The sequence below is a fragment of the Streptomyces sp. NPDC053541 genome, assembly GCF_044544705.1.
Taxonomy (GTDB): Bacteria; Actinomycetota; Actinomycetes; order Streptomycetales; family Streptomycetaceae; genus Streptomyces.
In genome coordinates this window covers 172914-199163 of the sequence record NZ_JBITXM010000012.1, presented here as the reverse complement: position 1 = coordinate 199163, position 26250 = coordinate 172914, and the positions used below count along the sequence as shown (strand labels likewise).

Annotated in this window: 22 protein-coding genes and 3 tRNA genes; 11 read left to right on the top strand and 14 right to left on the bottom strand. The window is 73.6% G+C overall.

Annotated elements, in window-relative coordinates; all coding sequences use genetic code 11:
* The first annotated feature begins 6 nt into the window (after positions 1–6).
* Positions 7–1518, top strand: coding sequence for an acyl-CoA synthetase (locus ACIGW2_RS29540; RefSeq protein ID WP_399847010.1), 1512 nt, complete (start codon positions 7–9; stop codon positions 1516–1518).
* Positions 1511–2857: a carboxyl transferase domain-containing protein gene (locus ACIGW2_RS29535; protein WP_399847009.1), complete on the top strand. Its 1347-nt coding sequence runs from the start codon at positions 1511–1513 to the stop codon at positions 2855–2857. Before ACIGW2_RS29540 ends, ACIGW2_RS29535 begins: the two co-directional genes overlap by 8 nt.
* A gap of 27 nt (positions 2858–2884) precedes the next feature.
* Here the strand turns inward: ACIGW2_RS29535 and ACIGW2_RS29530 are convergent, their stop codons facing one another.
* The 3 genes from ACIGW2_RS29530 to ACIGW2_RS29520 all read right to left on the bottom strand — a co-directional run bounded on the left by ACIGW2_RS29530 (position 2885) and on the right by ACIGW2_RS29520 (position 5055).
* Complete coding sequence (locus ACIGW2_RS29530; RefSeq protein ID WP_361587827.1) at positions 2885–3058, bottom strand: hypothetical protein; 174 nt, start codon at positions 3056–3058, stop codon at positions 2885–2887.
* Positions 3059–3313: 255 nt separating this feature from the next.
* Positions 3314–4600, bottom strand: coding sequence for an MFS transporter (locus ACIGW2_RS29525; protein WP_391654289.1), 1287 nt, complete (start codon positions 4598–4600; stop codon positions 3314–3316).
* Positions 4597–5055 (bottom strand): GNAT family N-acetyltransferase, encoded by a 459-nt coding sequence (locus ACIGW2_RS29520; RefSeq protein WP_361587831.1) that lies wholly within the window; start codon positions 5053–5055, stop codon positions 4597–4599. The genes ACIGW2_RS29525 and ACIGW2_RS29520 overlap by 4 nt, the downstream gene beginning before the upstream one ends.
* Positions 5056–5571: 516 nt before the next feature.
* Between ACIGW2_RS29520 and ACIGW2_RS29515 the strand changes: the two genes are divergently transcribed.
* The gene (locus ACIGW2_RS29515) at positions 5572–6693 is read left to right on the top strand and encodes a nucleotide disphospho-sugar-binding domain-containing protein (protein ID WP_391654287.1); all 1122 of its coding nucleotides are present in this window, start codon (positions 5572–5574) and stop codon (positions 6691–6693) included.
* Positions 6694–6899: 206 nt separating this feature from the next.
* Here ACIGW2_RS29515 and ACIGW2_RS29510 read toward each other — a convergent pair whose 3' ends face one another.
* Positions 6900–7379, bottom strand: a complete 480-nt coding sequence (locus ACIGW2_RS29510) for a MarR family winged helix-turn-helix transcriptional regulator (protein ID WP_391654286.1) — start codon at positions 7377–7379, stop codon at positions 6900–6902.
* Positions 7380–7501: 122 nt separating this feature from the next.
* On the opposite strand from ACIGW2_RS29510, the gene ACIGW2_RS29505 reads away from it, so the two are divergent.
* The 4 genes from ACIGW2_RS29505 (at position 7502) to ACIGW2_RS29490 (ending at position 10940) form a co-directional block, all read left to right on the top strand.
* The gene (locus ACIGW2_RS29505; RefSeq protein ID WP_356063013.1) at positions 7502–7918 is read left to right on the top strand and encodes an organic hydroperoxide resistance protein; all 417 of its coding nucleotides are present in this window, start codon (positions 7502–7504) and stop codon (positions 7916–7918) included.
* A 268-nt stretch (positions 7919–8186) separates the two neighbouring features.
* Positions 8187–10241, top strand: coding sequence for a phosphocholine-specific phospholipase C (locus ACIGW2_RS29500; RefSeq protein WP_399847007.1), 2055 nt, complete (start codon positions 8187–8189; stop codon positions 10239–10241).
* A gap of 70 nt (positions 10242–10311) precedes the next feature.
* On the top strand, positions 10312–10665 hold the full coding sequence (locus ACIGW2_RS29495) for a hypothetical protein (protein WP_391654282.1): 354 nt from the start codon (positions 10312–10314) through the stop codon (positions 10663–10665).
* Positions 10653–10940: a hypothetical protein gene (locus ACIGW2_RS29490; protein WP_399847005.1), complete on the top strand. Its 288-nt coding sequence runs from the start codon at positions 10653–10655 to the stop codon at positions 10938–10940. The genes ACIGW2_RS29495 and ACIGW2_RS29490 overlap by 13 nt, the downstream gene beginning before the upstream one ends.
* A gap of 37 nt (positions 10941–10977) precedes the next feature.
* Here ACIGW2_RS29490 and ACIGW2_RS29485 read toward each other — a convergent pair whose 3' ends face one another.
* The 4 genes from ACIGW2_RS29485 to ACIGW2_RS29470 all read right to left on the bottom strand — a co-directional run bounded on the left by ACIGW2_RS29485 (position 10978) and on the right by ACIGW2_RS29470 (position 12484).
* The gene (locus tag ACIGW2_RS29485) at positions 10978–11802 is read right to left on the bottom strand and encodes a hypothetical protein (protein ID WP_391654280.1); all 825 of its coding nucleotides are present in this window, start codon (positions 11800–11802) and stop codon (positions 10978–10980) included.
* A 289-nt stretch (positions 11803–12091) separates the two neighbouring features.
* A tRNA-Ile gene (locus ACIGW2_RS29480) sits at positions 12092–12168 on the bottom strand.
* A gap of 162 nt (positions 12169–12330) precedes the next feature.
* Positions 12331–12406 (bottom strand) — tRNA-Asn (locus ACIGW2_RS29475).
* A gap of 5 nt (positions 12407–12411) precedes the next feature.
* Positions 12412–12484 (bottom strand) — tRNA-Asn (locus tag ACIGW2_RS29470).
* A 135-nt stretch (positions 12485–12619) separates the two neighbouring features.
* Here ACIGW2_RS29470 and ACIGW2_RS29465 point away from each other — a divergent pair.
* The 4 genes from ACIGW2_RS29465 (at position 12620) to ACIGW2_RS29450 (ending at position 18126) form a co-directional block, all read left to right on the top strand.
* Positions 12620–12916: a YtxH domain-containing protein gene (locus tag ACIGW2_RS29465; RefSeq protein ID WP_356062999.1), complete on the top strand. Its 297-nt coding sequence runs from the start codon at positions 12620–12622 to the stop codon at positions 12914–12916.
* 21 nt (positions 12917–12937) lie between these two features.
* A complete protein-coding gene (locus ACIGW2_RS29460; protein WP_399847004.1) occupies positions 12938–14377 on the top strand; it encodes an FGGY family carbohydrate kinase in 1440 nt (479 codons plus the stop codon).
* A 90-nt stretch (positions 14378–14467) separates the two neighbouring features.
* Complete coding sequence (locus tag ACIGW2_RS29455; protein WP_361585499.1) at positions 14468–16201, top strand: ABC transporter ATP-binding protein; 1734 nt, start codon at positions 14468–14470, stop codon at positions 16199–16201.
* Positions 16201–18126, top strand: coding sequence for an ABC transporter ATP-binding protein (locus ACIGW2_RS29450; RefSeq protein ID WP_391654277.1), 1926 nt, complete (start codon positions 16201–16203; stop codon positions 18124–18126). The genes ACIGW2_RS29455 and ACIGW2_RS29450 overlap by 1 nt, the downstream gene beginning before the upstream one ends.
* Before the next feature lie 4 nt (positions 18127–18130).
* On the opposite strand, the gene ACIGW2_RS29445 is transcribed toward ACIGW2_RS29450, so the two are convergent.
* The 6 genes from ACIGW2_RS29445 to ACIGW2_RS29420 form a co-directional block, all read right to left on the bottom strand.
* Positions 18131–19387, bottom strand: a complete 1257-nt coding sequence (locus ACIGW2_RS29445) for an RNA polymerase sigma factor (RefSeq protein ID WP_399847169.1) — start codon at positions 19385–19387, stop codon at positions 18131–18133.
* A 7-nt stretch (positions 19388–19394) separates the two neighbouring features.
* Positions 19395–21296: a DNA primase gene (gene dnaG / locus ACIGW2_RS29440; protein ID WP_361585490.1), complete on the bottom strand. Its 1902-nt coding sequence runs from the start codon at positions 21294–21296 to the stop codon at positions 19395–19397.
* 70 nt (positions 21297–21366) lie between these two features.
* Positions 21367–22629 (bottom strand): FAD-dependent oxidoreductase, encoded by a 1263-nt coding sequence (locus ACIGW2_RS29435; protein WP_356062982.1) that lies wholly within the window; start codon positions 22627–22629, stop codon positions 21367–21369.
* Between the two features lie 161 nt (positions 22630–22790).
* Positions 22791–24155, bottom strand: coding sequence for a deoxyguanosinetriphosphate triphosphohydrolase (locus tag ACIGW2_RS29430; protein WP_391654276.1), 1365 nt, complete (start codon positions 24153–24155; stop codon positions 22791–22793).
* A 304-nt stretch (positions 24156–24459) separates the two neighbouring features.
* Positions 24460–25275 carry a sirohydrochlorin chelatase gene (locus ACIGW2_RS29425; protein ID WP_391654542.1) on the bottom strand — a complete coding sequence of 272 codons (816 nt, stop codon included), beginning with the start codon at positions 25273–25275 and terminating at the stop codon, positions 24460–24462.
* 194 nt (positions 25276–25469) lie between these two features.
* Entirely contained in the window at positions 25470–26120 is a 651-nt protein-coding gene (locus ACIGW2_RS29420; protein ID WP_391654541.1) for a hypothetical protein, read from the bottom strand.
* Between the last annotated feature and the right edge of the window lie 130 nt (positions 26121–26250).

Sequence of the window (26250 nt, the reverse complement as noted above, 5' to 3'; positions counted from 1 at the left end):
CCCGGCATGAGCGCCCGTCTCCTGGCCCTGAGGCCATCCGGCCGGCCCGCCCTGCGGTTCGGTGCCGACACCCTGACGTACGAGGAACTGGCGCGCGCCGCCGGAGCCCTGGTCCCCCGGCTGCGCCCGGCCGACCGGGTCGCGGTCTGGGCCACCAACACGGCGGAGACGGCGGTCGGCGTGGTCGCCGCCCTGCTCGCGGGTGTGCCGGCGGTCCCGCTCAACCCCCGCGTCGGGGAGCGCGAACTGGCCCACATCGTCGGCGACAGCGCGCCCGGCGCGGTGCTCGCCGGACCCGGGGACGCGCTGCCCGAGGGCCTCGCGGGACTCCCGCGGATCGACGTGGACGTCCGGGCCACGGGGGCGTACGCGGACGAGCCGGCGGACCCCGAGGCCGCGGCCCTGATCGTCTACACCTCGGGCACCACCGGCCCGCCGAAGGGCGTCGTGCTCCCCCGGCGCGCGATCGCCGCCTCCCTGGACGCGCTGGCCACCGCCTGGCACTGGACCGGCGAGGACGTCCTGGTGCACGGGCTGCCGCTGTTCCACGTGCACGGGCTCGTCCTCGGCGTCCTCGGCCCGCTGCGGCGCGGCGGCGAGCTGCGGCACCTGGGCGGCTTCTCCGTCGACAAGGTCGCCGAGGAGCTGGGCGGGGGCGGCGGGACGATGCTGTTCGGCGTGCCGACGATGTACCACCGGATCGCCGAGGCCCTCCCCCACGACCCCGCGCTCGTCCGGGCCCTGAAGGAGGCCCGGCTGCTGGTCTCGGGCTCGGCGGCGCTCCCGGTCCACGACCACGAGCGGATCGCGGCCGCGACCGGCCGGACGGTCGTCGAGCGGTACGGGATGACCGAGACCCTGATGCTGTGCTCCGTCGAGGTCGCCCCGCCCGCCCCCGCGCCGGACCCGGCCGTCCCCGGTTCGGCCCGCCCCGGCCCGTCCGGCCCCGGCCCCCGGCCCGGCTCGGTCGGCCTGCCGCTCGACGGCGTCGAGCTGCGGCTGGTGGAGGAGGACGGCTCGGTCCTGGAGGCCCGGGACGGGGAGACGGTCGGCGAGATCCAGGTGCGCGGCCCGAACCTGTTCACCGGCTACCTCAACCGGCCGGACGCGACGGCGGCGGCGTTCGCGGCGGACGGCTGGTTCCGCACCGGGGACATGGCGGTGCGGGAGCCCGACGGCCACGTCCGGCTGGTCGGCCGCAAGGCCACCGACCTCATCAAGAGCGGCGGCTACAAGATCGGCGCGGGCGAGATCGAGAACGCCCTGCTCGACCACCCCGGCGTCCGCGAGGCCGCCGTCACCGGCGAGCCCGACCCCGACCTCGGCGAGCGGATCGTCGCCTGGGTGGTCCCCGCCGACCCGGCCGCGCCGCCCGCCGCCGGGCCGCTCGCCGACCACGTGGCCGCCCTCCTCGCCCCGCACAAGCGCCCGCGCGAGGTGCGCTACCTGGACGCGCTGCCCCGCAACGACATGGGCAAGGTCCTCAAGAAGGCGCTCCGGGAGCGGGCCGATGACTGAGCGCCTGTCCGCCCGCGCGGCCCTCGCCCTGGTCACCGACGACTTCGTGCCGCTCGACGCGGCCCCGCCGAACGGCGCCGACCCGCTCGGCTGGCCCGGCTACGAGACCTCGCACGCCCGCGCCGCCGAACGCACCGGCGAGGACGAGTCCGTGGTCTTCGGCACCGCCACCGTCGACGGCCGCCGCTGTGTCCTCGTCGTCTTCGAGTTCGGCTTCCTCGGCGGGTCCCTGGGACGGACCGCCGGGGACCGGCTCGTCGCCGCCTACACCGCGGCCGGCACCCTGCGGCTGCCCCTGGTGTCGCTGGTCGCCACCGGCGGCAGCCGGATGCAGGAGGGCATGATCGCCCTCACCCAGCTCCAGCGGGTCGCCGCCGCGGCCGTCCGGCTGCGGGCCGCCGGGCTGCCCCACGTCACCGTGCTCCGCGACCCGTCCACCGGCGGCGGCTGGGCCACCGTCGGGGCCGGCGCCGACGTCGTGCTCGCGCTGCCCTCGGCCCAGGTCGCCTTCGCCGGCTCCCGGGTGCGGCCGGCGGACGCCGACCCCACCGCGTACACGGCGGAGGACCAGCACGCGCACGGCCACGTCGACGCCCTCGTCCCGCCGGAGCGGCTGCGCGAGTCCCTCGGACTGTGGCTGCGGCTGCTCACCCCGCACGCCGGCGAGCCCGAGGCCGCTCCCCCGCCGCACACCCCGGGAGCGGCGGAGCTGCCCGCCACCGGCTGGGAGGCCGTACGGGCGGCCCGCTCCCCGCGGCGGCCGCGCGCCGGGGCCTATCTGGACGCCTACTTCGAGGTGCGGGCCGCGATCAGCGGCGACCGGGCCGGCGGCGTGGACCCGACGGTGGAGTGCGGCTTCGGCCTGCGCGAGGGGCGGCCGGTGGCGTACGCGGCGCAGCTGGGCGGGGCGACCCGGCCGGCCGGGTTCCGTACGGTGGCGCGGCTCGCCCGGCTCGCGGACCGGCTCGGCATCCCGGTGCTCACCCTGATCGACACGCCGGGCGCGGCCAACGACGCCGAGGCGGAACGGGCCGGGGCCGGGCCGGCCATCGCCGAGGCGTTCACGGCGATCGCCGAGGCCCGCACGCCGGTGACCTCGCTGCTCGTCGGCGAGGGCGGTTCGGGCGGGGCGCTCGCGCTCGCGGCGCCCGGCAACACCTGGGTCACGCCGGACGGCTACTTCTCGGTGATCGCGCCGGAGCTCGCCGCGCAGATCCTCAAGCGCGCCCCGGAGCAGGTGCCGGAGACCGCCGACCAGCTGCGGCTGCGCCCGCAGGACCTGGTGGCGCTCGGCGTGGTGCGGGGCGTCGTCGGACAGCACGGAGCCCCCTCGGAATGAGGGGGCTCCGCGGGTGGTCCGGCCCGGTCAGCCGATGTCGCCCGCACAGATGCTGAAGTCCTCGCAGACGACGACGGTGTTGTCGACCACGGTCACGCTGGAGCCGTCGGAGTCGTCCTCGTAGCCGTGGGCGAGGGCGGTGCCCGCACCGGTGAGGACGACGGCGGCGGCCAGGGCGGCCGAGGCGATGAACGTGCGCATGAAAAACCTCCTGACGAGCGGAGTTGCTCAGACGGGAGCCTGACCTGGGCATAGTCCCGCGGCAAGGACACGCGCCCGGGACGGTCCCGGGACGACCCGTTCGGGGGGCGCACCTGCCGTTCGCGCCCACCGCACGGATGACCCCGGTCCGGGTGACCCTTCCGGGTCGGGGCGCGCTGACCCTCGCGGGTCGGGGCTCGGGGACGCTCGCGGATCGGGGCTCGGTTGCCCCTGCGGGTCGGGGCCCGGTGATGCTCAGGGCTCGGGGTGCCGGGCGTCGTAGCGCCGGAAGCCCTTGCCGTACAGCGTGAGCAGTCCGATGGCGAGCACACAGGCGAGGCCGCCGCCGGTGACGGCGACCGCCGGGGAGGTGAGGTCGGCGACGGAGCCGGCCAGGAAGTCGCCGAGCCGGGGCCCGCCGACGACGACCACGATGAACACGCCCTGGAGCCGGCCGCGCATCTCGTCGGGGGCGGCGACCTGGAGCATCGTGTTCCGGAAGATCATCGAGACGGTGTCCGCGTATCCGGCGGCGGCGAGCAGCAGCAGCCCGAGCCAGAGGTTGCGGGTGAGGCCGAAGAGGGCGATGGCGGTGCCCCAGGCGGCCACCGAGATCAGGATCGCCTGCCCGTGGTGCCGGATCCGGCCCTGCCAGCCGGAGAACACCCCGCCGAGCAGCGCGCCGAAGGCCGGTGCGGCGACGAGCAGTCCGGTGGTCTTCGCGTCCCCGCCGTACCAGAGCACGGCGACGGCCGGGAACAGCGCCCGGGGGTGGGCGAGGATCATCGCGCAGAAGTCCGAGAAGAAGGTCATGCGCAGATTGGGGCGGGTGGCGAGGAAGCGCAGTCCGTCGAGGACGGAGGCCCGCTTGGGGCGCGCGGCGCCGTCGGCGCCGTCGGCGCCCGTGCGCTCGGGCAGCATCGAGGGCAGCCGCCACATCGCGTAGAGGGAGGCGGAGAAGGCGACGGCGTCGATGAGGTAGGCGGTCTGGTAGCCGGCGAGGCCGACCACGACGCCGCCGAGGCTGGGCCCGACGAGGGTGCCGAAGGTGGTCGTCATGGAGTTCAGCGCGTTGGCGGCGCGCAGCTGCTCGGCGGGCAGCAGGCGGGGGATCATCGAGCTGCGGGCGGGCGCGTTGAGCGCGGCGCAGACGGCCTGGAGGGAGACGATCCCGTACAGGAACCAGACGTGGTGGAAGCCGGCGAAGGCGGCGACGCACAGGGCGACGGAGAGCGCGGCGAGTCCGGTGGAGCTGGCGAGGCCGAGCCTGCGGCGGTCGACGGTGTCGGCGATGGCCCCGCCGTACAGCCCGAAGACGACCAGCGGGACGAGGGTGAAGAGCCCGACCAGGCCGACCGCGAAGGGCGAGCGGGTGATGTCGTAGACCTGGAGGGAGATGGCCAGGGTCGTCATGCCCTGCCCGACCCAGGTCACGGTGTTGCCGAACCACAGGCGGCGGTAGTCGGCGGACGTGCGCAGCGGGGTGAGGTCGGCGAGCACCCGGCGGCGGCTGTCCGGGCGGACCTCCTGGGTGGCGCTCACGCGGCGGCGTCGGTGAGGTCGTAGCGCAGTTCGGGGCGCTCCCAGTGGATGCGTCCGGTGGGCCGGACGGTGCCGGTGCGGCGGGCGCCGGTGCGCAGGTAGAACTCCTCGGCGGGCGGGTGGGCGACGACCCGTATCGAGGTGAGCCCGGCGGCCCGGGCCTCGGCGGTCATGTGCTCCATGAGGAGGCGCCCGATGCCGAGCCCCTGGGCGTCGTCGGCGACGAAGGCGAGGTCGAGTTCGGCCTCGTCGAGCAGCAGGGCGTAGAAGCCGAGGATCCGGCCGTCGGCGCCGACGGCGACGTGGACGGGGTGGTGCTCGATGTACGAGCCGCCCACCTGGTAGCCGTCGACCATGGCGGCGTACTCGCCGGCGTAGGCGGACGAGGTCCGGACGAGCCGGGTGAGCCGCTTGGAGTCGTCGGCGGTGGCGCGCCGGAGGGTGATGTCGGGCATGGCCCGAGTATAGGGGTGCAGGGGTGTCTGGCTCCTTACCTTTTTGGTGTCGGGGGTACGGGGCGGGGCGCCCCCCGCCGCCCGTGCCACTCCGACCCCGGCCGCCCGCCGCCCGCGTGCGGAGTGGCGCGGGTGACGGGGGGGACGGGGGGGGACAGCGGCCGGGGGTCGGGCGCGGGCGGCCGGGGGTCGGGGTGGCACGGGCAGGTGGGACCGGGGAGTCACGGGCGGCGGGGGCGGAGTGGCGCGGGCGGCGAGGCTCGGCGGACCGGGGCGGCCGAGGCGGCGAACCGGGGCGGCCGAGGTCGGGCGCGGGCGCGGCCACGGGCGGCGGGCCCGTCGGGTCCCGGGCGCGGAGGTCCCGGGCGCGGAGGTCCCGGGCGCCGGAGGTCCCGGGCGCCGGAGAACGTCCGGTAATCGATCCCCTCCGGAACACCCGGCGACCTTGCGGGAGTTCGCCCCGGGGGCGGTCCGGCACGGTCCGTCCCCGCCCGCAGACCTTCGCAAGGAGACATCGTGCGCGTTCTCTTCACCGGCCCGGCCGCGGCCGGTCACCTCTTCCCGATGATCCCGACCGCCCAGGCGCTGCGCGCCGCCGGCCACGAGGTGCTGTTCGCGAGCTCGCGGCCGCTGGACCGGCTCCGCGAGACGGGTTTCCCGGTCGTCGAGATCGGCGACGGCCGGGACATCCGGGAGGTGTTCGAGCAGGCCACGGGCGAGCAGGCGCGGTACGTCTCGCCCGAGCTGACCTCGGAGCAGATCCTGGACCGGGCGGCCCTCGCCTTCGCCCTGGTCTCCCGCCCGACGGTCGAGGACCTCCTGGGCGCCGCCGAGGCCTGGGGCGCCGACCTGCTGGTGTACGACTCCTTCCAGGCCTCCGCCCCGCTGGTGGCGGCCAAGCTCAAGATCCCTTCGGCGATCCAGAACTTCGGCGTGACCTCCGGTCACGAGATGGTCCGCCGGATCGCGGGCCGCTTCACCGAGGCGTACGAGACCCACGGCGTGGCCGGTCCCGCCGAGGCGACGGCGCTCGACATCATCCCGGCCTCGCTCGGCGGCGACCGGGACAGCCTGCGGATGCGCTACCTCCCGTACAACGGCGGCGGCACCGTCCCGGCCGCGCTGCTCCGCCGCGGCGACCGCCCGCGGGTCGTGGTCACCCTGGGCACGGTGCTCACGGAGATGGACGGCGTGAACGCGATCGTGCGCCTGACGGAGGCCGCGGCGTCCGTGGACGCGGACTTCCTGCTCGCCGTCGGCGACGCCGACCTGTCCCCGCTGGGCACCCTTCCGGACAACGTCCGCCCGCTGCCCTGGGTGCCGCTGGCCGAGCTGCTCACGGCCTCGGACGCGCTGGTCCACCACGGCGGTTCCGGCACGATGCTCACCGCGCTCCAGGCCGGGCTGCCGCAGCTGCTGCTGCCGCAGGGCGCCGACCACTTCATCAACGCCGACGCGCTGACGGCGACGGGCGCCGCCCTGCGCTCCACCGCCGACGGCGTGGACGCCGCGCTCCTGACCCGCCTGGTGACGGACCCGGCCCTCGCGGAGGCCGCCGCCGCCCTGCACGCGGAGAACGCCGCCCTGCCGACCCCGGCCCAGACGGTCCCGGCCCTGGAGGCGCTGGCGGCGCGCTAGAGCGCCTCTTGCGGACGGGGCCGGTTCCGGCCACTTTCCGGCACCGGGGCACCCGCGGGCCCCGGCTGCCGGCCCGGGCGTCAAGCGTCACACGTCACACGTCAGACGTCAGGCGCCCGACGCTCGGCCTCACACGTCAGACGCCCGACACCCGGCGTCAGGCGTCACACGCCACACGTCAGACGCCCGGCACCCGGCACCCGACGTCACGCGTCGCAGTCCAGGGCGCCCGGGTCGACGGCGTCGAGGCGGGCCGCGAGGGCGTGCAGGCGGTCGCGCAGGTCCTGGATCTCCTCCAGGTCGAGCCCGGTCGCGGCGGCGATCCCGCGCGGCACGCCGAGCGCCTTCTCGCGCAGCGCGGCGCCCTCGGCGGTGGCCCGCACGGTGACGGACCGCTCGTCCTCGGGGCTGCGCCGGCGCTCGACGAGTCCGGCCGCCTCCAGCCGCTTGAGCAGCGGCGAGAGGGTGCCGGAGTCGAGCCTGAGCCGCTCGCCGATGCCCTTGACGGGTAGCTCGCCGTGCTCCCAGAGCACCAGCATCACCAGGTACTGCGGGTAGGTGAGGCCGAGCTCCTTGAGCGCGCCGCGGTAGACGCCGTTGAAGGCGCGGGTGGCGGCGTGCAGGGAGAAGCAGATCTGGTTGTCGAGCCGGAGGAAGTCCTCGGCGGCGCGGGTCGGGCGGTCCATGGGTCCAGGGTACGGGAGAGCTACATCACACGCCATTAAGTTGTGCACAACTTAATGGCGCACTAAGAATGTGAGGGCAGCACGAACACGACGACCGCCCCGGACAGGAACGGAAGACCACCATGGACGCGCTCTACACCGCAGTCGCCACCGCCAACGGCCGCGAGGGCCGCGCCGTCAGCTCCGACGGCCACATCGACCTCCCGCTCGCCCACCCGGTCGCGCTCGGCGGCAACGGCCAGGGCACCAACCCGGAGCAGCTGTTCGCCGCCGGCTACGCCGCCTGTTTCGCGAGCGCGATGGGCGTGGTGGCCCGCCAGGAGAAGATCGACATCTCCGAGGCCTCCGTGACCGCCGAGGTCTCCATCGGCAAGGACCCGGCCGACGGCGGCTTCGGCCTCGCGGTCGTGATGCGCGCCGAGTTCCCGGACCACCTCCAGGGCGAGGCGGGCCGCGCGCTCCTGGAGAAGACCCACGCCTTCTGCCCGTACTCGAAGGCCACCCGCGGCAACATCAAGGTCGACCTCGTCGTCGAGTGACGACGGCCTGACACGGCGGGCGTTCGACACCCCCTCCGTGGACTTCTGTTGACAATCGTCCGCTCCCGGCTCGCCATGGGCGCCGGGAGCGTTCGGTCGTGGGTTTTCACGTTCGGGCACGGGGGATTCGCCAGGCGTACGGCGGGCAGTCATGGGACGGCCGCCGGGTGGTGGTCCGCGGGCGCTCTCCTTGGGGCGCTCCGCGGCCGGCCCCCGCCGGCTCCGCACCGAGCCCCTGTCCGCTCGTACCCCGGAGGACGTCTCCCCCATGGCCGACCTCAATCGCCGCCGCTTCCTTCAACTGGCCGGCGGCACCGCCGCGTTCACCCTGTTGTCCGACAGCATCGCCCGCGCCGCCTCCATACCGGCGCAGGGAACGACCGGCACCATCCAGGACGTCGAGCACATCGTGGTCCTGATGCAGGAGAACCGTTCCTTCGACCACTACTTCGGCGCGATGAAGGGCGTACGGGGCTTCGGCGACCCGCGCCCGGTGACGCTGCCCAGCGGCAAGCCCGTCTGGTACCAGTCGGACGGCAGGACCGAGACCCTGCCGTTCCGTCCGAGCAGCGACAAGCTGGGCATGGAGTACCTCCAGGGCCTCAACCACGACTGGCAGGGCGGGCAGAGCGCCTTCAACAAGGGCCGGTACGACAACTGGGTGCCGGCCAAGACCAAGGCCACGATGGCGCACCTCACCCGCGAGGACATCCCGTTCCACTACGCCCTCGCCGACGCCTTCACCATCTGCGACGCGTACCACTGCTCGTTCATCGGCGCGACCGACCCCAACCGCTACTACATGTGGACCGGCTACGTCGGCAACGACGGCACGGGCGGCGGCCCCGTCCTCAACAACGCCGAGGCGGGCTACGGCTGGACCACCTACCCCGAGCGCCTGGAGGCGGCCGGGATCTCCTGGAAGGTCTACCAGGACATCGGCGACGGCCTGAACGCCGCCGGCTCCTGGGGCTGGATCAGCGACGCCTTCCGCGGCAACTACGGCGACAACTCGCTGCTGTACTTCAACACCTACCGCAACGCGCAGCCGGGCAGCCCGCTCTACGAGAAGGCCCGCACCGGCACGAACGCGAAGGCGGGCGAGGGCTTCTTCGACCGGCTCCGCGCCGACGTGCAGTCCGGCACGCTCCCCCAGATCTCCTGGATCGCCGCGCCGGAGGCCTTCTCCGAGCACGCCAACTGGCCTGCGAACTACGGCGCCTGGTACATCGCGCAGGTCCTGGACGCGCTGACCTCGAACCCCGACGTGTGGGCGAGGACGGCGCTCTTCATCACCTACGACGAGAACGACGGCTTCTTCGACCACGTGGTCCCGCCGTACGTCCCGGCGTCGGCGGCGCAGGGCCTGTCCACGGTCCCCACGACCCTGGACTACTTCCCGGGCAAGACGGGCTACGTGGCCGGCCCGTACGGCCTCGGCCCGCGCGTCCCGATGATCGTCGTCTCGCCGTGGTCGACCGGCGGCTTCACCTGCTCGGAGACCTTCGACCACACCTCGGTCATCCGCTTCATGGAGACCCGCTTCGGGGTGCGCGAGCCGCAGATCTCGCCCTGGCGCCGCGCCGTCTGCGGCGATCTGACCTCGGCCTTCGACTTCACCCGCACCCAGACGCAGCCGGCCGCGCTGCCCTCGACCGCGGGCTACTACCCGCCGGACAAGAACCGCCACCCCGACTTCCTGGCCACCGCCCCGGCGGTCGGCTCGATGCCCCGCCAGGAGCCGGGCTCCAAGCCGACCCGCCCGCTGAAGTACGCCCCGTACGTGGACGGCGCGGCGGACGTCACGGCCGGCACCTACCGCCTGACCTTCAGCGGTGGCCCCGCGGCCGGCGCCCAGTTCTACGTCACCTCGGCGAACCGCACGGACGCGCCGTGGACGTACACGGCCGGGGCGGCCGCGTCGATCTCCGACACCTGGAACACCAAGTACAGCAAGGGCACCACCGACCTCACGGTGCACGGCCCGAACGGCTTCCTGCGCCGCTTCCGCTCCCCCGGCAAGACCGCGGCCCCGGAGGTGACGGCCCGCCACAACGCGACCACCGGCGCCCTGGACCTGACCCTCACCAACGCCGGCCCCACGACGACGGTCACCGTCACCAACGCCTACGGCGGCACCCCGGCCACCCTCTCCGTCCCCAAGGGCGCCACGGTCACCCACACCGTGCCCCCGTCGTCCGGCTCCCGCTGGTACGACGTGACCCTCACCTGCACCGCGACCCCGGACTGGCTGCGCCGCCTGGCGGGCCACGTGGAAACGGGCGCGGCGGGCACGACGGACCCGGCGATCCTGACGTACTGAGCACGGCGGCCGGGGCGGATGAGTACGAACGCCCATCCGCCCCGGCACCCCGGTGCGATGGGATGCCGTCATGCAGCCGAACGATCCCGCCGCACCCGTCACCGGGGCCTGGGTGGCCCCCCTCGTCTCGACGGTGGTCACCCTGCCCCTGGGCTTCCTCACCCTCGTGTACGCGATGCTCTCCCCGATGGCCTGCGACTCCTGCGACGGGGAGGCGGCCGACCGCTTCGACGCGAGCTTCGAGGTGGCCTTCCCGGTCGCCATGACCGGCCTCCTCCTCGCCCTGGTGCTGCTGGTCGCCGCCTGGTCCCTCCCCCGCCGTGCCCACCACACCCCGCGCCGCCTCCTCCTCGCGACCGCCGCCCCGATCACCACGGGCCTGACGTGGCTGACCTTCCTGGGACTCGTCGCGTGGCCGCGCTGAGGGACCACGGGACCTGGTGGAAGGCCCCTCTCACGGCGACCCTGGTGGGCCTGCCGCTTCTGGTCGGAGAGTTCCTCCTCTTCCGCGCCGACGGCTACACGAGCGGCATCGAGATCCTGCTCGTCCTATCGGCGATCCTCCTCGCCATCTCCTGGCTGCTCCCCCACAGCCGCACCTGGCGCACCCCGCGCCTGATCGCCGCCGCCACGGCCCTCGCCATCACCCTGCTGCCGTTCCTGTTCGCCGTGCTGCTGGGCCTGGCGATGACCTCATAGTCCCGGGCGGAGTTCCGGGGTCCGCAACGTCTCGACGCTACGGTTTGGACAGCCGCAGCGTCCACGAGCCGTCTGCCGTCACGTTGACGAAGTACGGGCCGCCGCCAAGCATCTGCGCAACGGTCGAGCCGTCGAAGGAGCCGATCTCGTTGAACGCGGCGTCCTGCACCGCTCCGGCAGCGTCGAGCACAACGACGATGAAGTTGCTCTGCCCCTTGTACGCACCCTGCATCTCCACGGCGTGGTCGGCGTCGAACGGGCCCACGACCTGGTCACCCTTGCCCTTGTAGGTCTGCGGGAGTTTGGCCGCGCGCTCGTTTCGTGGCTGCGTGATCGTGATGGACCAGGCGGCGTCGGCCGTGACGTTGAGCCGGTAGCGGCCGGCGTCGAGTCCCACCGCCTTTGAGCCGTCGTACGAGCCGATGGCATTGACCAGTACGTCCTTCGTCTGCCCGGACGAGTCCAGGAGCTCGACGATGAAGTTGGCCGAGCATCCGGAGCACTTCGAACGGAAGATGCCCAGGCCTTCCGTCATGGTGAAGGTCTCGCTGGCCCGCTGCCCCCGCCCCGACAGCCGGATGGGCGGAATGGTCGAGGGCGACGGTGACGGCTGGGAAAGGGCTTCGGCCGCCTGCGTGGTCGGCTGCGTCGAGGCGGCTGTCTCCTGTGTCCCCCTGTTGGCCACCACGCTGACCCCGAGGACGACCGCTACGAGCCCCAGAGCGCCCAAGCCGCCCCAGAGCCACCCACGGCGACGGCCTTGGGCGGGTGGAATCGACGGTTTCCGCTGTGGCTGCCCCGAGCCGGCCGGGGTTCTGGAACCGCCTCCCCGGGGCTGCTCGGGCGGGTCGGTTGCGGCCATGAGGAACCTCCCTTACGGGCTGTCGCGATGGACAGTTCTCCACGCTAGGAGGGCATCGCGCACCAAGCGCCCTGTGCGGGGCCAACCGAGCGACGCGTGCACAGATGAAGGGCCACGGGGCGCGTCCGGGTCTCCCCGGCGGCGTAGTGACCGGCTCCCGGCCTGCCGGCGTCCGGCACGGCATCCGGGTGAGCCCCGCGTGTCGCTCCCGGGGGGCTCGTCACCGCGCGTGCACCGTGGAACGGAAAAGCCCGCCCCCGCGCTGAATCCTTCCTGCGGGTGCGGGCAGTGGTGGGGCGGGTGGGACTCGAACCCACGGCCGACGGATTATGAGTCCGCTGCTCTAACCGGCTGAGCTACCGCCCCGAACACCACGGCGCGTACAAGTGTGCGCGCCGTCTGCCGCAGCATAGCCGCTCATACGATCTCCTGCTCCGGATGGTCGGCCATGCTCAACCAACAGGACTCCGCCGCTCCTCCCCCGGTTCCCGGGGAAACGAAAAAGGACCCCTAAGGGTCCTCTTCCGATGGCTCCCCCGACTGGACTCGAACCAGTAACCCTCCGGTTAACAGCCGAATGCTCTGCCAATTGAGCTACAGGGGATCGCGCTCCCCCGACTGGACTCGAACCAGTAACCTGCCGGTTAACAGCCGGCTGCTCTGCCAATTGAGCTACAGGGGATTGCTGCGTTGCGACGAACGGTCCCACCTCCGGCCTTGCCGGGGGGCGGGCGCTCGCTGCGAGACATAGATTAGCGCAAGCAGGGGGGTGCTCCGCCAATCGGTATCCCCAGGGCGTCCAGGGAAGGATCGCAGCGTGCGGTACAAGCTGGTCTTCGTCGCCGGACTGGGCCTCGGTTTCGTGATCGGGACGCGGGCCGGGCGAGAGGTGTACGAGCGGATGAAGTCCTCCGCGAAGCAGGTCGCCGGGAACCCCGCCGTCCGCAACGCGGCCGAGTCCGCCGCCCAGGGCGGGCGGCAGGCGGCCGGGCGGGCGCTGCACCTGGTCGGCGACCAGGCGCAGCGGATCCGGTCCCGGCGCGAGCACAACGGGCACTACAGCGGGCAGTCGGCGGGCTACGAGGACGACGACTGGGGCACCAGCAACACCTGACGTACGGCAGAATCATGTGCCATGGGGATAGTCGCCGGCCTGGACAGCTCTACGGACTCCACGCGCATCGTCGTCTGTGACACCGACACGGGCGCCGTGCTGCGGCAGGGGCATGCCCCGCACCCCCTGGAGCCCAAGGCCACCGACGTCGACCCGCAGGCCTGGCTGCTCTCGCTCGGCGAGGCCGCGACCGGCGGCCTCCTCGAGGGCGTGCAGGCCATCGGCGTCTCCGCGCAGGGACACGGACTCGTCCCGCTCGACGCGCAGGGCGGTCTCGTGCGGCCCGCCCTGGTCGGCAACGACAAGCGGGCCCAGGTCGCCGCCGCCGACCTCGTCGAGGCGCTCGGCGGGCGGCACGCCTGGACCGAGGCCGTCGGCGCCGTGCCGCGGTCCGGGATGCCGGTCGCCAAGCTGCGCTGGCTCGCCCGCACCGAACCCGAGCACGCCCAGCGGATCGCCTCCGTCCTCCAGCCGCACGACTGGCTGGTCTGGCAGCTCCTCGGCCGCCCCGCGCGCCGCACCACCGACCGCGGCGCCGCCTCCGCCACCGGCTACTGGTCCGCCCGGCACGGCGGCTACCGGCCCGACCTGGTCGAGCTCGCGCTCGGCCACCAGGCCGCGCTGCCCGAGGTGCTCGGCCCCGCCGAGGCCGCCGGCACCACCCCCGAGGGGCTGCTGATCTCCGCCGGTACGGGCGAGACCATGGCGGCCGCCCTCGGCCTGGGGCTCGGCACCGGCGACGCGGTCGTGTCCCTCGGCGCCTCCGGCTCCGTGATGGCCGTCCACCACGAGGCCCCCGCCGACCCGGACGGGTCGATCACCTCGTACGCCGACGCGGCCGGCATGCACCTGCCCGTGGTGCACACCTCCAACGCCGTACGGGTGCTCCGCGGCACCGCCGAGATGCTGGGCGTCGACTCGCTCGACGAGCTGTCCGCGCTCGCCCTGAAGTCCACCCCCGGCTCCTCCGGGCTCGTGCTGCTCCCCTATCTGGAGGGCGAGCGCACCCCGAACCTGCCGCACACCGCCGGCACGCTCAGCGGGCTGCGCCGCGAGTCGATGAAGCCCGAACACCTGGCCAGGGCCGCCTTCGAGGGCATGCTGTGCTCGCTCGCCGACGCGATGGACGTGCTGCGCCGCCGGGGCGTCGAGGTGCGCCGGGTGTTCCTGCTCGGCGCCGCCGCCGGGCTGCCGGCCGTGCAGGCCATGGCGCCCGCGCTGTTCGGCGCGCAGGTCGTCGTGCCCCAGCCCGCCGAGTACGCGGCGCTGGGCGCCGCCCGGCAGGCGGCCTGGGCGCTCGGGGTGTCCCAGGGCACCCTCTCCCCCGCCGTCCCGCCGGCCTGGCAGGGCGCCGCGGCCCAGGTCCTGGAGGCCGGCGAGGAACTCGCGGTCGGGCAGGCGGTGCGCCAGCAGTACGTCGCCACCCGGGACCAGTTGCACCCGGGCGCCTTCGGCGCGTAGAGACATCCGGCGCGTAAAGACTTCACCAGGGCTCGCGCCCGGCCCAAAACGAGTCGTAACGTCCCGCGGGCGCGGGCGATAGTAGAACCCGTGCTCATAAGACTCCTCCGCTCCTTCCTCGGGCCCTACAGAAAACCCATCGCCCTGCTGGTGCTGCTCCAGCTGCTGCAGACCAGCGCCACCCTCTACCTGCCGACCCTCAACGCGGACATCATCGACAACGGTGTCGTGAACGGGGACACCGGCTACATCCTGCGCTTCGGCGCGCTGATGATCGGCGTGTCGCTGGTGCAGGTCGTCTGCAACATCGGGGCCGTGTACTTCGGCGCGCGGACCGCCGCGGCCCTCGGCCGGGACGTCCGGGCCGCCGTCTTCGGCCGGGTGCAGTCCTTCTCGGCCCGGGAGGTCGGGCACTTCGGGGCGCCGTCGCTGATCACCCGCACCACCAATGACGTCCAGCAGGTCCAGATGCTGGTCCTGATGGCCTTCACGCTGATGGTCTCGGCGCCGATCATGTGTGTCGGCGGCATCATCATGGCCCTCGGCCAGGACGTGCCGCTGTCGGGCGTGCTGATCGCGGTCGTGCCGGTGCTCGGCATCGCGGTCTCGCTGATCGTGCGGAGGATGCGGCCGCTGTTCCGCACCATGCAGACGCGCCTCGACACGGTGAACCGGGTGCTGCGCGAGCAGATCACCGGCAACCGGGTGATCCGTGCCTTCGTCCGCGACGGATACGAGCGCGAGCGGTTCAAGGGGTCGAACACCGAGCTCACCGACGTGTCGATGGCCACCGGCCGGCTGATGGCGCTGATGTTCCCGACCGTGATGACGGTCGTGAACGTGTCGTCGATCGCGGTGGTCTGGTTCGGCGCGCACCGCATCGACAGCGACGCGATGGAGATCGGCGCGCTGACCGCCTTCCTCGCGTATCTGATGCAGATCGTGATGGCGGTCATGATGGCCACCTTCATGTTCATGATGGTGCCGCGGGCCGAGGTGTGCGCCGAGCGCATCCAGGAGGTGCTCGCCACCGAGTCCAGCGTGGTGCCGCCGGCCGCTCCGGTGCGCGAGCTGGGCCGGCGCGGGCACCTGGAGGTCAGGGGCGCGGAGTTCCGCTACCCGGGCGCCGAGGAGTCGGTGCTGCGGGACGTCGAGCTGGTGGCCCGGCCGGGCGAGACCACGGCGATCATCGGCTCGACCGGCTCCGGAAAGTCGACGCTGCTCGGCCTGGTGCCGCGGCTCTTCGACGTGACCGGCGGCGAGGTCCTGGTGGACGGCGTGGACGTGCGCGAGCTGGAGCCGGGCCTGATGGCGCGGACGGTCGGCCTGGTGCCGCAGAAGCCGTACCTCTTCTCCGGGACGGTGGCGACCAATCTGCGCTACGGCAAGCCGGACGCCACCGACGAGGAGCTGTGGCACGCCCTGGAGGTGGCCCAGGCCAAGGACTTCGTGTCCAAGCTGGAGGGCGGTCTGAACGCGCCGATCGCGCAGGGCGGCACCAATGTCTCCGGCGGGCAGCGGCAGCGGCTCGCGATCGCCCGCACGCTGGTGCAGAAGCCGGAGATCTATCTCTTCGACGACTCCTTCTCCGCCCTCGACTACGAGACGGACGCGCTGCTGCGCTCCGCGCTCGCCGAGGAGACGGCCGACTCGACCGTGGTCATCGTCGCCCAGCGGGTGTCGACGATCCGGGACGCCGACCGGATCGTGGTCCTCGACGAGGGCCGGGTGGTCGGCACGGGCCGGCACCACGAGCTGATGGCGGAGAACGAGACGTACCGGGAGATCGTGCTCTCCCAGCTGACCGAGGCGGAGGCAGCCTGATGGCCGGACCACGTATGCCCATGGCCGGGGGCGGCCCGGACTCGAAGTCGATGGACTTCAAGGGCTCCGGCAAGCGGCTGCTGCGGCAACTGGCCCCGGAGCGGGGCACGCTGTGGCTGATGCTGGTGGCCGGCGTGCTGTCGGTGGCGGCCTCGGTGGTCGGCCCGAAGATCCTCGGCAAGGCGACGGACCTGATCTTCGCGGGCGTGGTCGGGCGGCAGATGCCGCCGGGCACCACCAAGGAGCAGGCGCTGGCGGCGCTGCGCGCCAAGGGCGACGGCGGCATGGCGGACATGCTGTCCGGGGTGGACTTCACCCCGGGCAAGGGCATCGACTTCACGGCGGTCGGCGAGGTCCTCGGCCTGGCGCTCGGCATCTACGTGCTCGCGGGCCTGCTGATGCTGGTGTCGACCCGGATGTCGATCAAGGTGATCAACCGGACCGTGTACCGGATGCGCGAGGACGTCCAGGCGAAGCTGTCGCGGCTGCCGCTGTCGTACTTCGACAAGGCCAAGCGCGGCGAGGTGCTGTCGCGGGCGACCAACGACATCGACAACATCTCGCAGACCCTCCAGCAGTCGATGGGCCAGCTGATCAACTCGCTGCTCACCATCGTCGGCGTGCTCGCGATGATGTTCTGGATCTCGCCGCTGCTCGCCCTGGTGGCGCTGGTCACGGTGCCGCTCTCGGTGGTCGTGGCCACCCGGATCGGCAAGCGCTCGCAGCCGCACTTCGTGCAGCAGTGGAAGTCGACGGGCCGGCTCAACGCGCACATCGAGGAGATGTACACCGGCCACACGCTGGTGAAGGTCTTCGGGCGCCAGGAGGAGGCCGCGAAGGACTTCCGCGAGCAGAACGAGGCGCTGTACGAGGCCGGGTTCCGGGCGCAGTTCAACAGCGGCGTGATGCAGCCGGTGATGCTGTTCGTGTCGAACCTGAACTACGTCCTGGTGGCCGTGGTCGGCGGTCTGCGGGTGGCGAGCGGCAGTCTGTCGATCGGTGACGTGCAGGCCTTCATCCAGTACTCGCGGCAGTTCTCGATGCCGCTGACGCAGGTCGCGTCGATGGCGAACCTGGTGCAGTCGGGCGTGGCCTCCGCCGAGCGGGTCTTCGAGCTGCTCGACGCGCAGGAGCAGGAGCCGGACGCGCCGCGGGGCGAGAAGCCGGCGGACCTCAAGGGCAAGGTGGCCCTGGAGCACGTGTCCTTCCGCTACGAGGAGGACAAGCCGCTCATCGAGGACCTGTCGCTCGCGGTGGAGCCGGGGCAGACGGTCGCGATCGTGGGCCCGACGGGCGCCGGCAAGACGACGCTGGTGAACCTGCTCATGCGCTTCTACGAGGTGACCGGCGGCCGGATCACGCTCGACGGCACCGACATCGCGAGGATGTCGCGGGAGGAGCTGCGCGCCGGGATCGGCATGGTGCTCCAGGACACCTGGCTGTTCGGCGGCACGATCGCGGAGAACATCGCGTACGGCGCGACGCGCGAGGTGAGCCGGGCGGAGATCGAGGAGGCGGCGCGGGCGGCCCACGCCGACCGCTTCATCCGCACCCTGCCCGAGGGCTACGACACGGTCATCGACGACGAGGGCGCGGGCGTCAGCGCCGGCGAGAAGCAGCTGATCACCATCGCGCGGGCGTTCCTGTCCGACCCGGTGATCCTGGTCCTCGACGAGGCGACGAGCTCGGTCGACACCCGCACCGAGGTGCTGATCCAGAAGGCGATGGCGCGCCTGGCGCACGGGCGCACCAGCTTCGTGATCGCGCACCGGCTCTCCACCATCCGGGACGCGGACGTGATCCTGGTGATGGAGAACGGCTCGATCGTCGAGCAGGGCACGCACGAGGAGCTGCTGGCCTCGGGCGGGGCGTACGCCCGGCTGTACGCGGCGCAGTTCGCCCAGGCGGTCGCGGAGGTGGACTGACGCCTCAGTCGAGGTAGCCGCGCAGCTGGTCGGCGTAGGCATGGTCCCGCAGCTTGTTGAGGGTCTTCGACTCGATCTGGCGGATGCGTTCGCGCGTCACGCCGAAGATCCGGCCGATCTCCTCCAGGGTGCGGGGCCTGCCGTCGTCCAGGCCGTAGCGGAGCTGGACCACCTTGCGCTCGCGCTCGCCGAGGGTGGAGAGCACGGCCTCCAGGTGCTGGCGCAGCAGCAGGAAGGCGGCGGACTCGACGGGGGAGGCGGCGTCGCCGTCCTCGATGAGGTCGCCGAGCGCGACGTCCTCCTCCTCGCCGACGGGGGCGTGCAGCGAGACCGGCTCCTGGGCGAGCCGCAGCACCTCGCCGACCCGTTCGGGGGCGAGGTCGAGCTGGGCGGCGACCTCCTCGGCGGTGGGTTCGTAGCCGCGTTCCTGGAGCATGCGGCGCTGGACCCGGACGACCCGGTTGATGAGCTCGACGACGTGCACGGGGACGCGGATGGTCCGGGCCTGGTCGGCGAGGGCCCGGGACATCGCCTGGCGGATCCACCAGGTGGCGTAGGTCGAGAACTTGTAGCCGCGGGCGTAGTCGAACTTCTCCACGGCCCGGATGAGGCCGAGGTTGCCCTCCTGGACCAGGTCGAGCATGGTCAGTCCGCGGCCCACGTAGCGCTTGGCGACGGAGACGACGAGGCGCAGGTTGGCCTCGATGAGCCGGCGTTTGGCGATCCGGCCGAGGACCACGAGCCGGTCCAGGTCGAGGGCCAGCTGGGAGTCGAGGTCGGCGGCGCCGGCGAGCTTCTCCTCGGCGAAGAGCCCGGCCTCGACGCGGCGGGCGAGTTCGACCTCCTCCTCGGCGGTGAGCAGCGGCACCCGGCCGATCTCGCGGAGGTACTGGCGGAAGAGGTCGGAGGACGGTCCGTTCCCGCCGAGGTCGACGCGCCGGCGCTGGGCGGGGATCTCGGGTTCCGGCTCGACGGCGTCGCCGGGTTCGACCGCCACGACCGCATCGACCGCTTCGACGGCCTCGACGGCCACGAGTTCGAGCGGCGAGGGGTCGAGCGGGGCGGCTTCGAGCGGAGGAGCTTCGAGCGGGGACGGCTCGGCCGGGGGCGGACCGGTCACGGCGAGGGTCTGGGGCTGGGTCTGCACGGGGGGCGACCTCCAGGACGGGACGGCACCGTCCGCCCAGTGTGTCGTACGACACAACACCGCCACGAGGGGTGTGCGGTGACTTTTTGAGTTCGCCCCGTGACCGAACGTCAGCCCGGCGTCAGAGCGCGGCGGCGCCGTGGTTGCGCAGCGACTGCCCGTACTGGGTGAGCACCCACAGCTCGTTCTGGACGGCGGCGATCTGCGCCGGGTCGCCGTGCGGGCCGAGCCGGGCGAGCGAGCCCTGGACGTCGCGCAGCCGGCGGTCGACGGCGCGCAGCCGGACGGTGACGAGCTGGTCGCCGGCGTAGGCCTCGTCGACGTTCTTGGCGAAGATCGCCTCGACGGCGAGTTCGGTGACGAGGGCGCGCACGGTGTCGTCGGGGGCGGCCTCGCGGACGGCGTCCAGGTAGTCGGCGGGGGCGCCGGTGGCGCCGCCGGCGTCCTGGATGCACTGGCGGACGGCCGCGTAGGGCGGGGCGGTGAACTCGTCGACCCCGTAGGCGTCGAAGGCCGGGGAGACCAGTGCCGGGTACTGGAGGGCCAGCTTGAGGAGTTCGCGCTCGGTGCGGTGGGCGGGGCTGCGCAGGTTGAGCGCGGGGCCGGCCGGGGCGGCCGGGGCCTGGATGCCGGCGGTGTCGTACGGCCGGCGTCGGTCGGTGCCGCGGCGGTCGGGCTCCTTGCCCCCGCCGCCGCGCTGCCAGCGGGCGATCTGGGCGACCCGGCGGACCACGAACTGGGTGTCGAGGATGCCGAGCATGCCGGCGAGCTGGACGGCGACCTCGTGCTGCGAGGCCACGTTCTTGATCCGGGCGACGATCGGGGCGGCCTCGTCGAGGGCGGCGGCCCGGCCGGAGGGGATCTCCAGGTCGTAGCGGGAGACGATCTGGCGGAGCGCGAACTCGAAGAGCGGGACGCGCGGCTCGACCAGGTCGACGACGGCCTCGTCGCCCTTGGCCAGGCGCAGTTCACAGGGGTCCATGCCGTCGGGGGCGATGGCGATGTAGGTTTCGGCGGCGAACTTCTGGTCGTCCTCGAAGGCGCGCAGCGCGGCCTTCTGGCCGGCGGCGTCGCCGTCGAAGGTGAAGATGACGCGGGCCGAGCCGTTGTCCATCAGGAGCCGGCGCAGGATCTTGATGTGCTCGCCGCCGAAGGCGGTGCCGCAGGTGGCGATGGCGGTGGTGACGCCGGCCAGGTGGCAGGCCATGACGTCGGTGTAGCCCTCGACCACGACCGCGCGGCTGACCTTGGCGATGTCCTTCTTGGCCAGGTCGATGCCGTAGAGCACCTGGGACTTCTTGTAGATCGGGGTCTCGGGGGTGTTGAGGTACTTGGGCCCGTTGTCGTCCTCGCGGAGCCGGCGCGCGCCGAAGCCGACGACGTCGCCGCCGACGTCCTTGATCGGCCACATCAGCCGGCCGCGGAAGCGGTCGATGGGGCCGCGGCGGCCGTCCTGGGAGAGGCCGGAGAGGATCAGCTCGCGGTCGGTGAAGCCCTTGCCGCGCAGGAAGCGGGTGAGGTGGTCCCAGCCGGCCGGGGAGTAGCCGACGCCGAAGTGCTCGGCGGCGGCCTGGTCGAAGCCGCGCTCGGCGAGGAACTTCCGGCCGATCTCGGCCTCGGCGGAGCCGAGCTGCTCCGCGTAGTACTGGGCGGCGATCCGGTGCGCCTCGACCAGCCGGGTGCGCTCGCCGCGCTGGTGGCCGGGGTTGTAGCCGCCCTCCTCGTAGCGCAGGGTGATGCCGGCCCGGGCGGCGAGGCGCTCGACCGTCTCCGAGAAGGAGAGGTGGTCGATCTTCATGACGAAGGCGATCGTGTCGCCGCCCTCCTGGCAGCCGAAGCAGTGGAACAGGCCCTTGCTGGGGCTGACCTGGAAGGAGGGCGACTTCTCGTCGTGGAAGGGGCAGAGGCCCTTGAGGTTGCCGCCGCCCGCGTTGCGGAGCTGGAGGTACTCGGAGACGACGGCGTCGATCGGGACCGCGTCCCGCACCGCCTTCACGTCTTCGTCGTTGATCCTGCCTGCCACGCATGAATGATACGGGGGTCCGGGGCCGCCCCCGGAAGGCCGGCGCCGGGGACGGGCGGGGAGGCCGGGCTCAGGAGGCCAGGTCCTCCAGCGGCACCGACGGGTCCGCGAGGCGCTCCGGATCGACCTGGGCGCGGGACCGGATCAGCTGCTGGATCGGGTCTGTGACGTCCCACACGTTCACGTTCATGCCGGCGATCACCCGGCCCTCCTTGAGCCAGAAGGAGATGAACTCGCGCTTGCCGGTGTCGCCGCGGACCACGACCTGGTCGTACGAGCCGGGCGGCGCCCAGCCGGAGTACTCCATGCCCAGGTCGTACTGGTCGGAGAAGAAGTACGGCACCCGGTCGTAGGAGACGGTCCGGCCGAGCATGGCGCGGGCGGCGGCCGGGCCGCCGTTGAGGGCGTTGGCCCAGTGCTCGACGCGGATGCGGTGGTGCAGCGCGGGGTGGTGGAAGGCGGCCACGTCGCCGGCCGCGAAGATGTCGGGGTCGGAGGTGCGCAGCGACTCGTCGACGGCGATGCCGCCGCCGTCCGCGCGGTCGACGAGGGCGAGTCCGGCGTTCTCGGCGAGCGCGGTGCGCGGGGCGGCGCCGATGGCGACGAGGACGTCGTGGGCGGGGTGCTCGTCGCCGTCGTCGGTGCGGACCGCGAGGACCATGCCGTCCTGTCCGGTGATCTCGGCGAGCCGGGCGCCGAAGTGGAAGCGGACGCCGTGGTCGGTGTGCAGGTCGGCGAAGAGCTGGCCGAGCTCGGGGCCGAGCACCCGGTGCAGCGGGGTGGGGTCGGCCTCGACGATGGTGACCTCGGCGCCGTAGCCGCGGGCCGCGGCGGCGACCTCCAGGCCGATCCAGCCGGCGCCGGCGATGACCAGCTGGCCGTTCTCCTGGCCGAGCTTCTTGAGCACGGTCCGCAGCCGCTCGGAGTGGGCGAGCCGGCGCAGGTGGTGGACGCCGGCGAGCTCGGTGCCGGGGAGGTCGAGGCGGCGCGGCTCGGCGCCGGTGGCGAGGAGCAGCTTGTCGTAGCGGATGACGGTGCCGTCGCCGAGCCGGACGGTGTGCGCGTCGCGGTCGACGGCGGTGACGGTCTGGCCGAGGTGCAGCTCGACGTCGTGCTCGGCGTACCAGGCGGGTTCGTGGACGAAGACGGAGTCGCGCTCCTCCTTGCCGGTGAGGAACCCCTTGGAGAGCGGGGGGCGTTCGTAGGGGTGCTCGCGTTCGTCGCCGATGAGGATCACCCGGCCGTTGAACCCCTCGGAGCGCAGTGTCTCCGCCGCCTTGGCCCCGGCCAGGCCCCCGCCGACGATGACAAAGGTCTGATCTGCGTCGACCACGTTGATTCCTCCTCGTTGCGACCGGTTCCCTACGCTACGCCCCCGGGCGCGGCCGGGGCCGTACCGCCCCGGGGCGTGCATGCGAGGGTCCCGCACCGGCCGGGAAGGCGAAAGGGGGCGAACGTCCCCGGGCCGGGGCTCGGCCGGGGGCTCGGCCGGGCTCAGCCGAGGGGCGCGCGCAGGCGGGCGTGCAGGGCGCGGGCGGAGGCGTCGGTGAGGGAGGCGATCTGGTCGACGATCACCCGCTTGCGGGAACGGTCGTCGGGCGCGCTGACGAACAGCGCCCGGAACTGGGGTTCCAGCCCTTCCGGGGCGCGGGCGACGAGCGCTTCGGCGAGTTCGGCGACGACGATCCGCTGGTCGGCCCGGAGCGCCTCCTGTTCGGCGCGCTGCATCACGTACCGGTCGGCGACGGCCTTGAGGACGGCGCACTCGTTGCGGGTCTCGCGGGGGACGACCAGCTCGGCGGCGTAGCGGGTCAGCCGGCCCGAGCCGTAGGCCTGCCGGGTGGCGCCCTCGGCGGCGAGGCAGAAGCGTCCGATGAGCTGGCTGGTGGCGTCCTTGAGGCGGGCCTGGGCGACGGCCGAGCCGTCGTAGCCGTGCGGCCACCACTCCTGGTCGAGGAGCCGGTCGAGCGCCTCGGCGAGCTCCTGGGGGGCGGTGTCCTCGGGGACGTAGCGCCCGATGGCGACGGCGAAGACGTCGGCCCGCTCGGGCTCGGCGTACAGCAGGTTGGGGTCGATGTGGCCGGCGTGCAGGCCGTCCTCGACGTCGTGCACCGAGTAGGCCACGTCGTCGGACCAGTCCATGACCTGCGCCTCGAAGCACTTGCGGTGGGCGGGCGCGCCCTCGCGGATCCAGGCGAAAACGGGCAGGTCGTCCTCGTACACGCCGAACTTCGGCGAGCCGGGGTCGGTGGGGTGGGCGCCGCGCGGCCAGGGGTACTTGGTGGCGGCGTCGAGCGCGGCCCGGGTGAGGTTGAGCCCGACGCTGACGGGCTCGCCGGTGGCGGGGTCGGTGACGAAGCGCTTGGGCTCGATGCGGGTGAGCAGGCGGAGGGACTGGGCGTTGCCCTCGAAGCCGCCGCAGTCCTTGGCCACGTCGTTGAGCGCCTGCTCGCCGTTGTGCCCGAAGGGCGGGTGGCCCATGTCGTGGGCGAGGCAGGCGGCCTCGACGAGGTCGGGGTCGCAGCCGAGCGCGGCGCCCAGCTCCCGCCCCACCTGGGCGCATTCGAGGGAGTGGGTGAGCCGGGTGCGGGGGCTGGCGTCCCAGGCGTGGCTGCGGGTCCCGGGCGTGACGACCTGGGTCTTCCCGGCGAGCCTGCGCAGCGCGGCGGAGTGCAGCACCCGGGCCCGGTCGCGCTGGAAGGCGGTGCGGCCGGGACGTTTGTCGGGCTCGGGGGCCCAGCGGGCGAGGGCGGCGGCGTCGTAGCCGGGAGTGTCCGTGCCGGGGAGGGGGGTGCCGGGAGTGGGGGTGCCGGGGGTGTCGGTGCCGGGGATGTCCTTGGGTTCGTTGATGCCTTCCATGCCCCGAAGGTAACGGGCGGGACGGACAGAAGGGGTCAGATGGCGGCGAGTTCCTTCCGCGGGGTACGGGCCAGGGGTGTCTCGCCGATCAGGCCGGATCAGGGGGCACCTCCCGCGCCCGAAGGGCTACGGGGAAGAGCGGCGTCCGGTGCATGGGGTCTCCCCGGGCCCGCCAGGGCCCAGGGCCGGGGCCTCCCCAGACCCGCCCCGCCAAGGCCCAAGGGCGGAGCCTCCCCGGGCCGAGGGGCGGGGCCTCCCCGGGCCCGCCAAGGCCCAGGGGAAGGAGCGCAAGTGAAGGAGGGGGTCAACGCGGAGCGTTGCCGACCGACGACAACGCGGCGAGGCGCGGCACCGGGCGTCGGGAGCCCGGCGTGATCGGCGGGACACCCCCCAGCGCCTCGTCGTAGCGGTGCAGGACCAGCCGGGCCAGGGCGGGGTGGGGGCCGAGGGGGGCCGCGGCGATCCAGGGGGCGCCGGCGGCGGCGCGGGCGGCGAAGCGCCCGGGGGCGGTGAAGCAGGAGGCGACGGCGACGCGGTGGCGGCCGCGGGCGGCGAGGGCGCGGACGGCCTCGGGGACGGTGGGTGCGGCGGCGGAGGCGTAGGCGGGCAGGACGGGGACGCCGCCGAGGCGTTCGCCGAGGCGCCGGGCGATCCGGCGGATGTCGGCGGCGGAGTCGGGGTCGCGCGAGCCGGCGGAGGCGAGGACCACGCCGGTGGCGGGCGAGTCGCCGTCCTCGCGGGTCCAGCCGGCCTCGGCGAGCCGGTCGGCGAGGGCCTCGACGAGCAGCGGGTGCGGGCCGAGGGGCGCGGCGATCCGGCCGGTCCGCAGGGCGGGGGCGGCGGCGAGCGCGGCGGGCAGGTCGTGCTTGACGTGGTACCCGCGGGCGAAGAGCAGCGGGACGAGCACGGCGTCCCCGGTGAGCCCGGCGAGGGTGTCGCCGAGCAGCGGGGCGTTCCGTTCGATGTGGGCGAGCCGGACGTCGAGGCCGGGGCGCAGTTCGCGCACCCGGTCGACGAGCTGCCGGAGGGTCGCGGCGGCGCGCGGGTCGCGGCTGCCGTGCCCGACGGCCACGAGGGTGGGCGCGGCGGAGGCGCGCGGCGCGAGGATGCGGCCGAGCATGGCGGCGGCGGTGCTGTCGAAGGAGTCGGAGTCGGTGCCGGCGCCGGCGTCCGGATCGTACGTCGCCCCGTGCGCCGCCGTGCACCTCGTCTCGTGCGTCGTCATGTGCCGATGCTGCCGGGGCGAGGTTGCCTGGCCGTTTCGCGCGGGTCACGGGTGTTTGCGGGCGCCTCACGGCGGGGCGCCCGCGGGCGTCAGGCGTCCAGCCACACCCGGAGCGGTCCGAGCGGCGCGAAGCCGGCGGCCAGGGCCGCGTCGAGGTCCTCGCCCGACTCGTAGCCGACGACCGGGAGCGCGGCGGAGGCGGTGGCGAGGGCGGCGGCCCAGGCGTGGGCGGCCGGGACGCCGTCGGTGGTGAAGAGGTTGGAGACGCCGGTGACGCCGGCGGACTCGGTGAGGACGGCGCCGCCGACGACGCGCCCGTCGGCGGCGTGCCCGGCGACGATCGTGGTCGTGGGGTCGGCGAGCAGCTCGGGCCGGAAGAGGGCGGCCTCGTCGGCGTCGCCGCCGCTCCAGGCGAGCGCCCAGGCGGCGAGGTGGTCCTCGGTGCCGACCCGGCGCCAGCCCTCGGGGACGGCGTCGGGGACCGGGCGGGTGCCCGGGGCCGGGTGGTGGATCCACTGCGCCTCGAAGAGCAGGCGGAAGCCCTCGGCGGAGAGGTCGAGCCGGGCGTGGCTGTCCTTGACGGAGGCGCCGGGGGCGGTGCGGTCGATGGCGGGCAGCAGGTCCGCGGCGGTCGCGTCCTCGGTGAGGGTGACGGCGTCCGGGTAGTAGAGCGGGGTGCGGCCGGGGCTGGTCCAGGCCCGGGGGCCGAAGGTGCCGGTCAGGCCGTGGGCGCGGCACATGACGGCGCACCAGTCGGCGTTGTTGCGGACGGCGTGGGCGAGGAGCGCGGCTTCGGTGATGATCACCGCCGGATCCTACGGACTGCGTGCCCCTTCCCTCCCCTCTTTTTTCGTTCCGAATCACGGAATA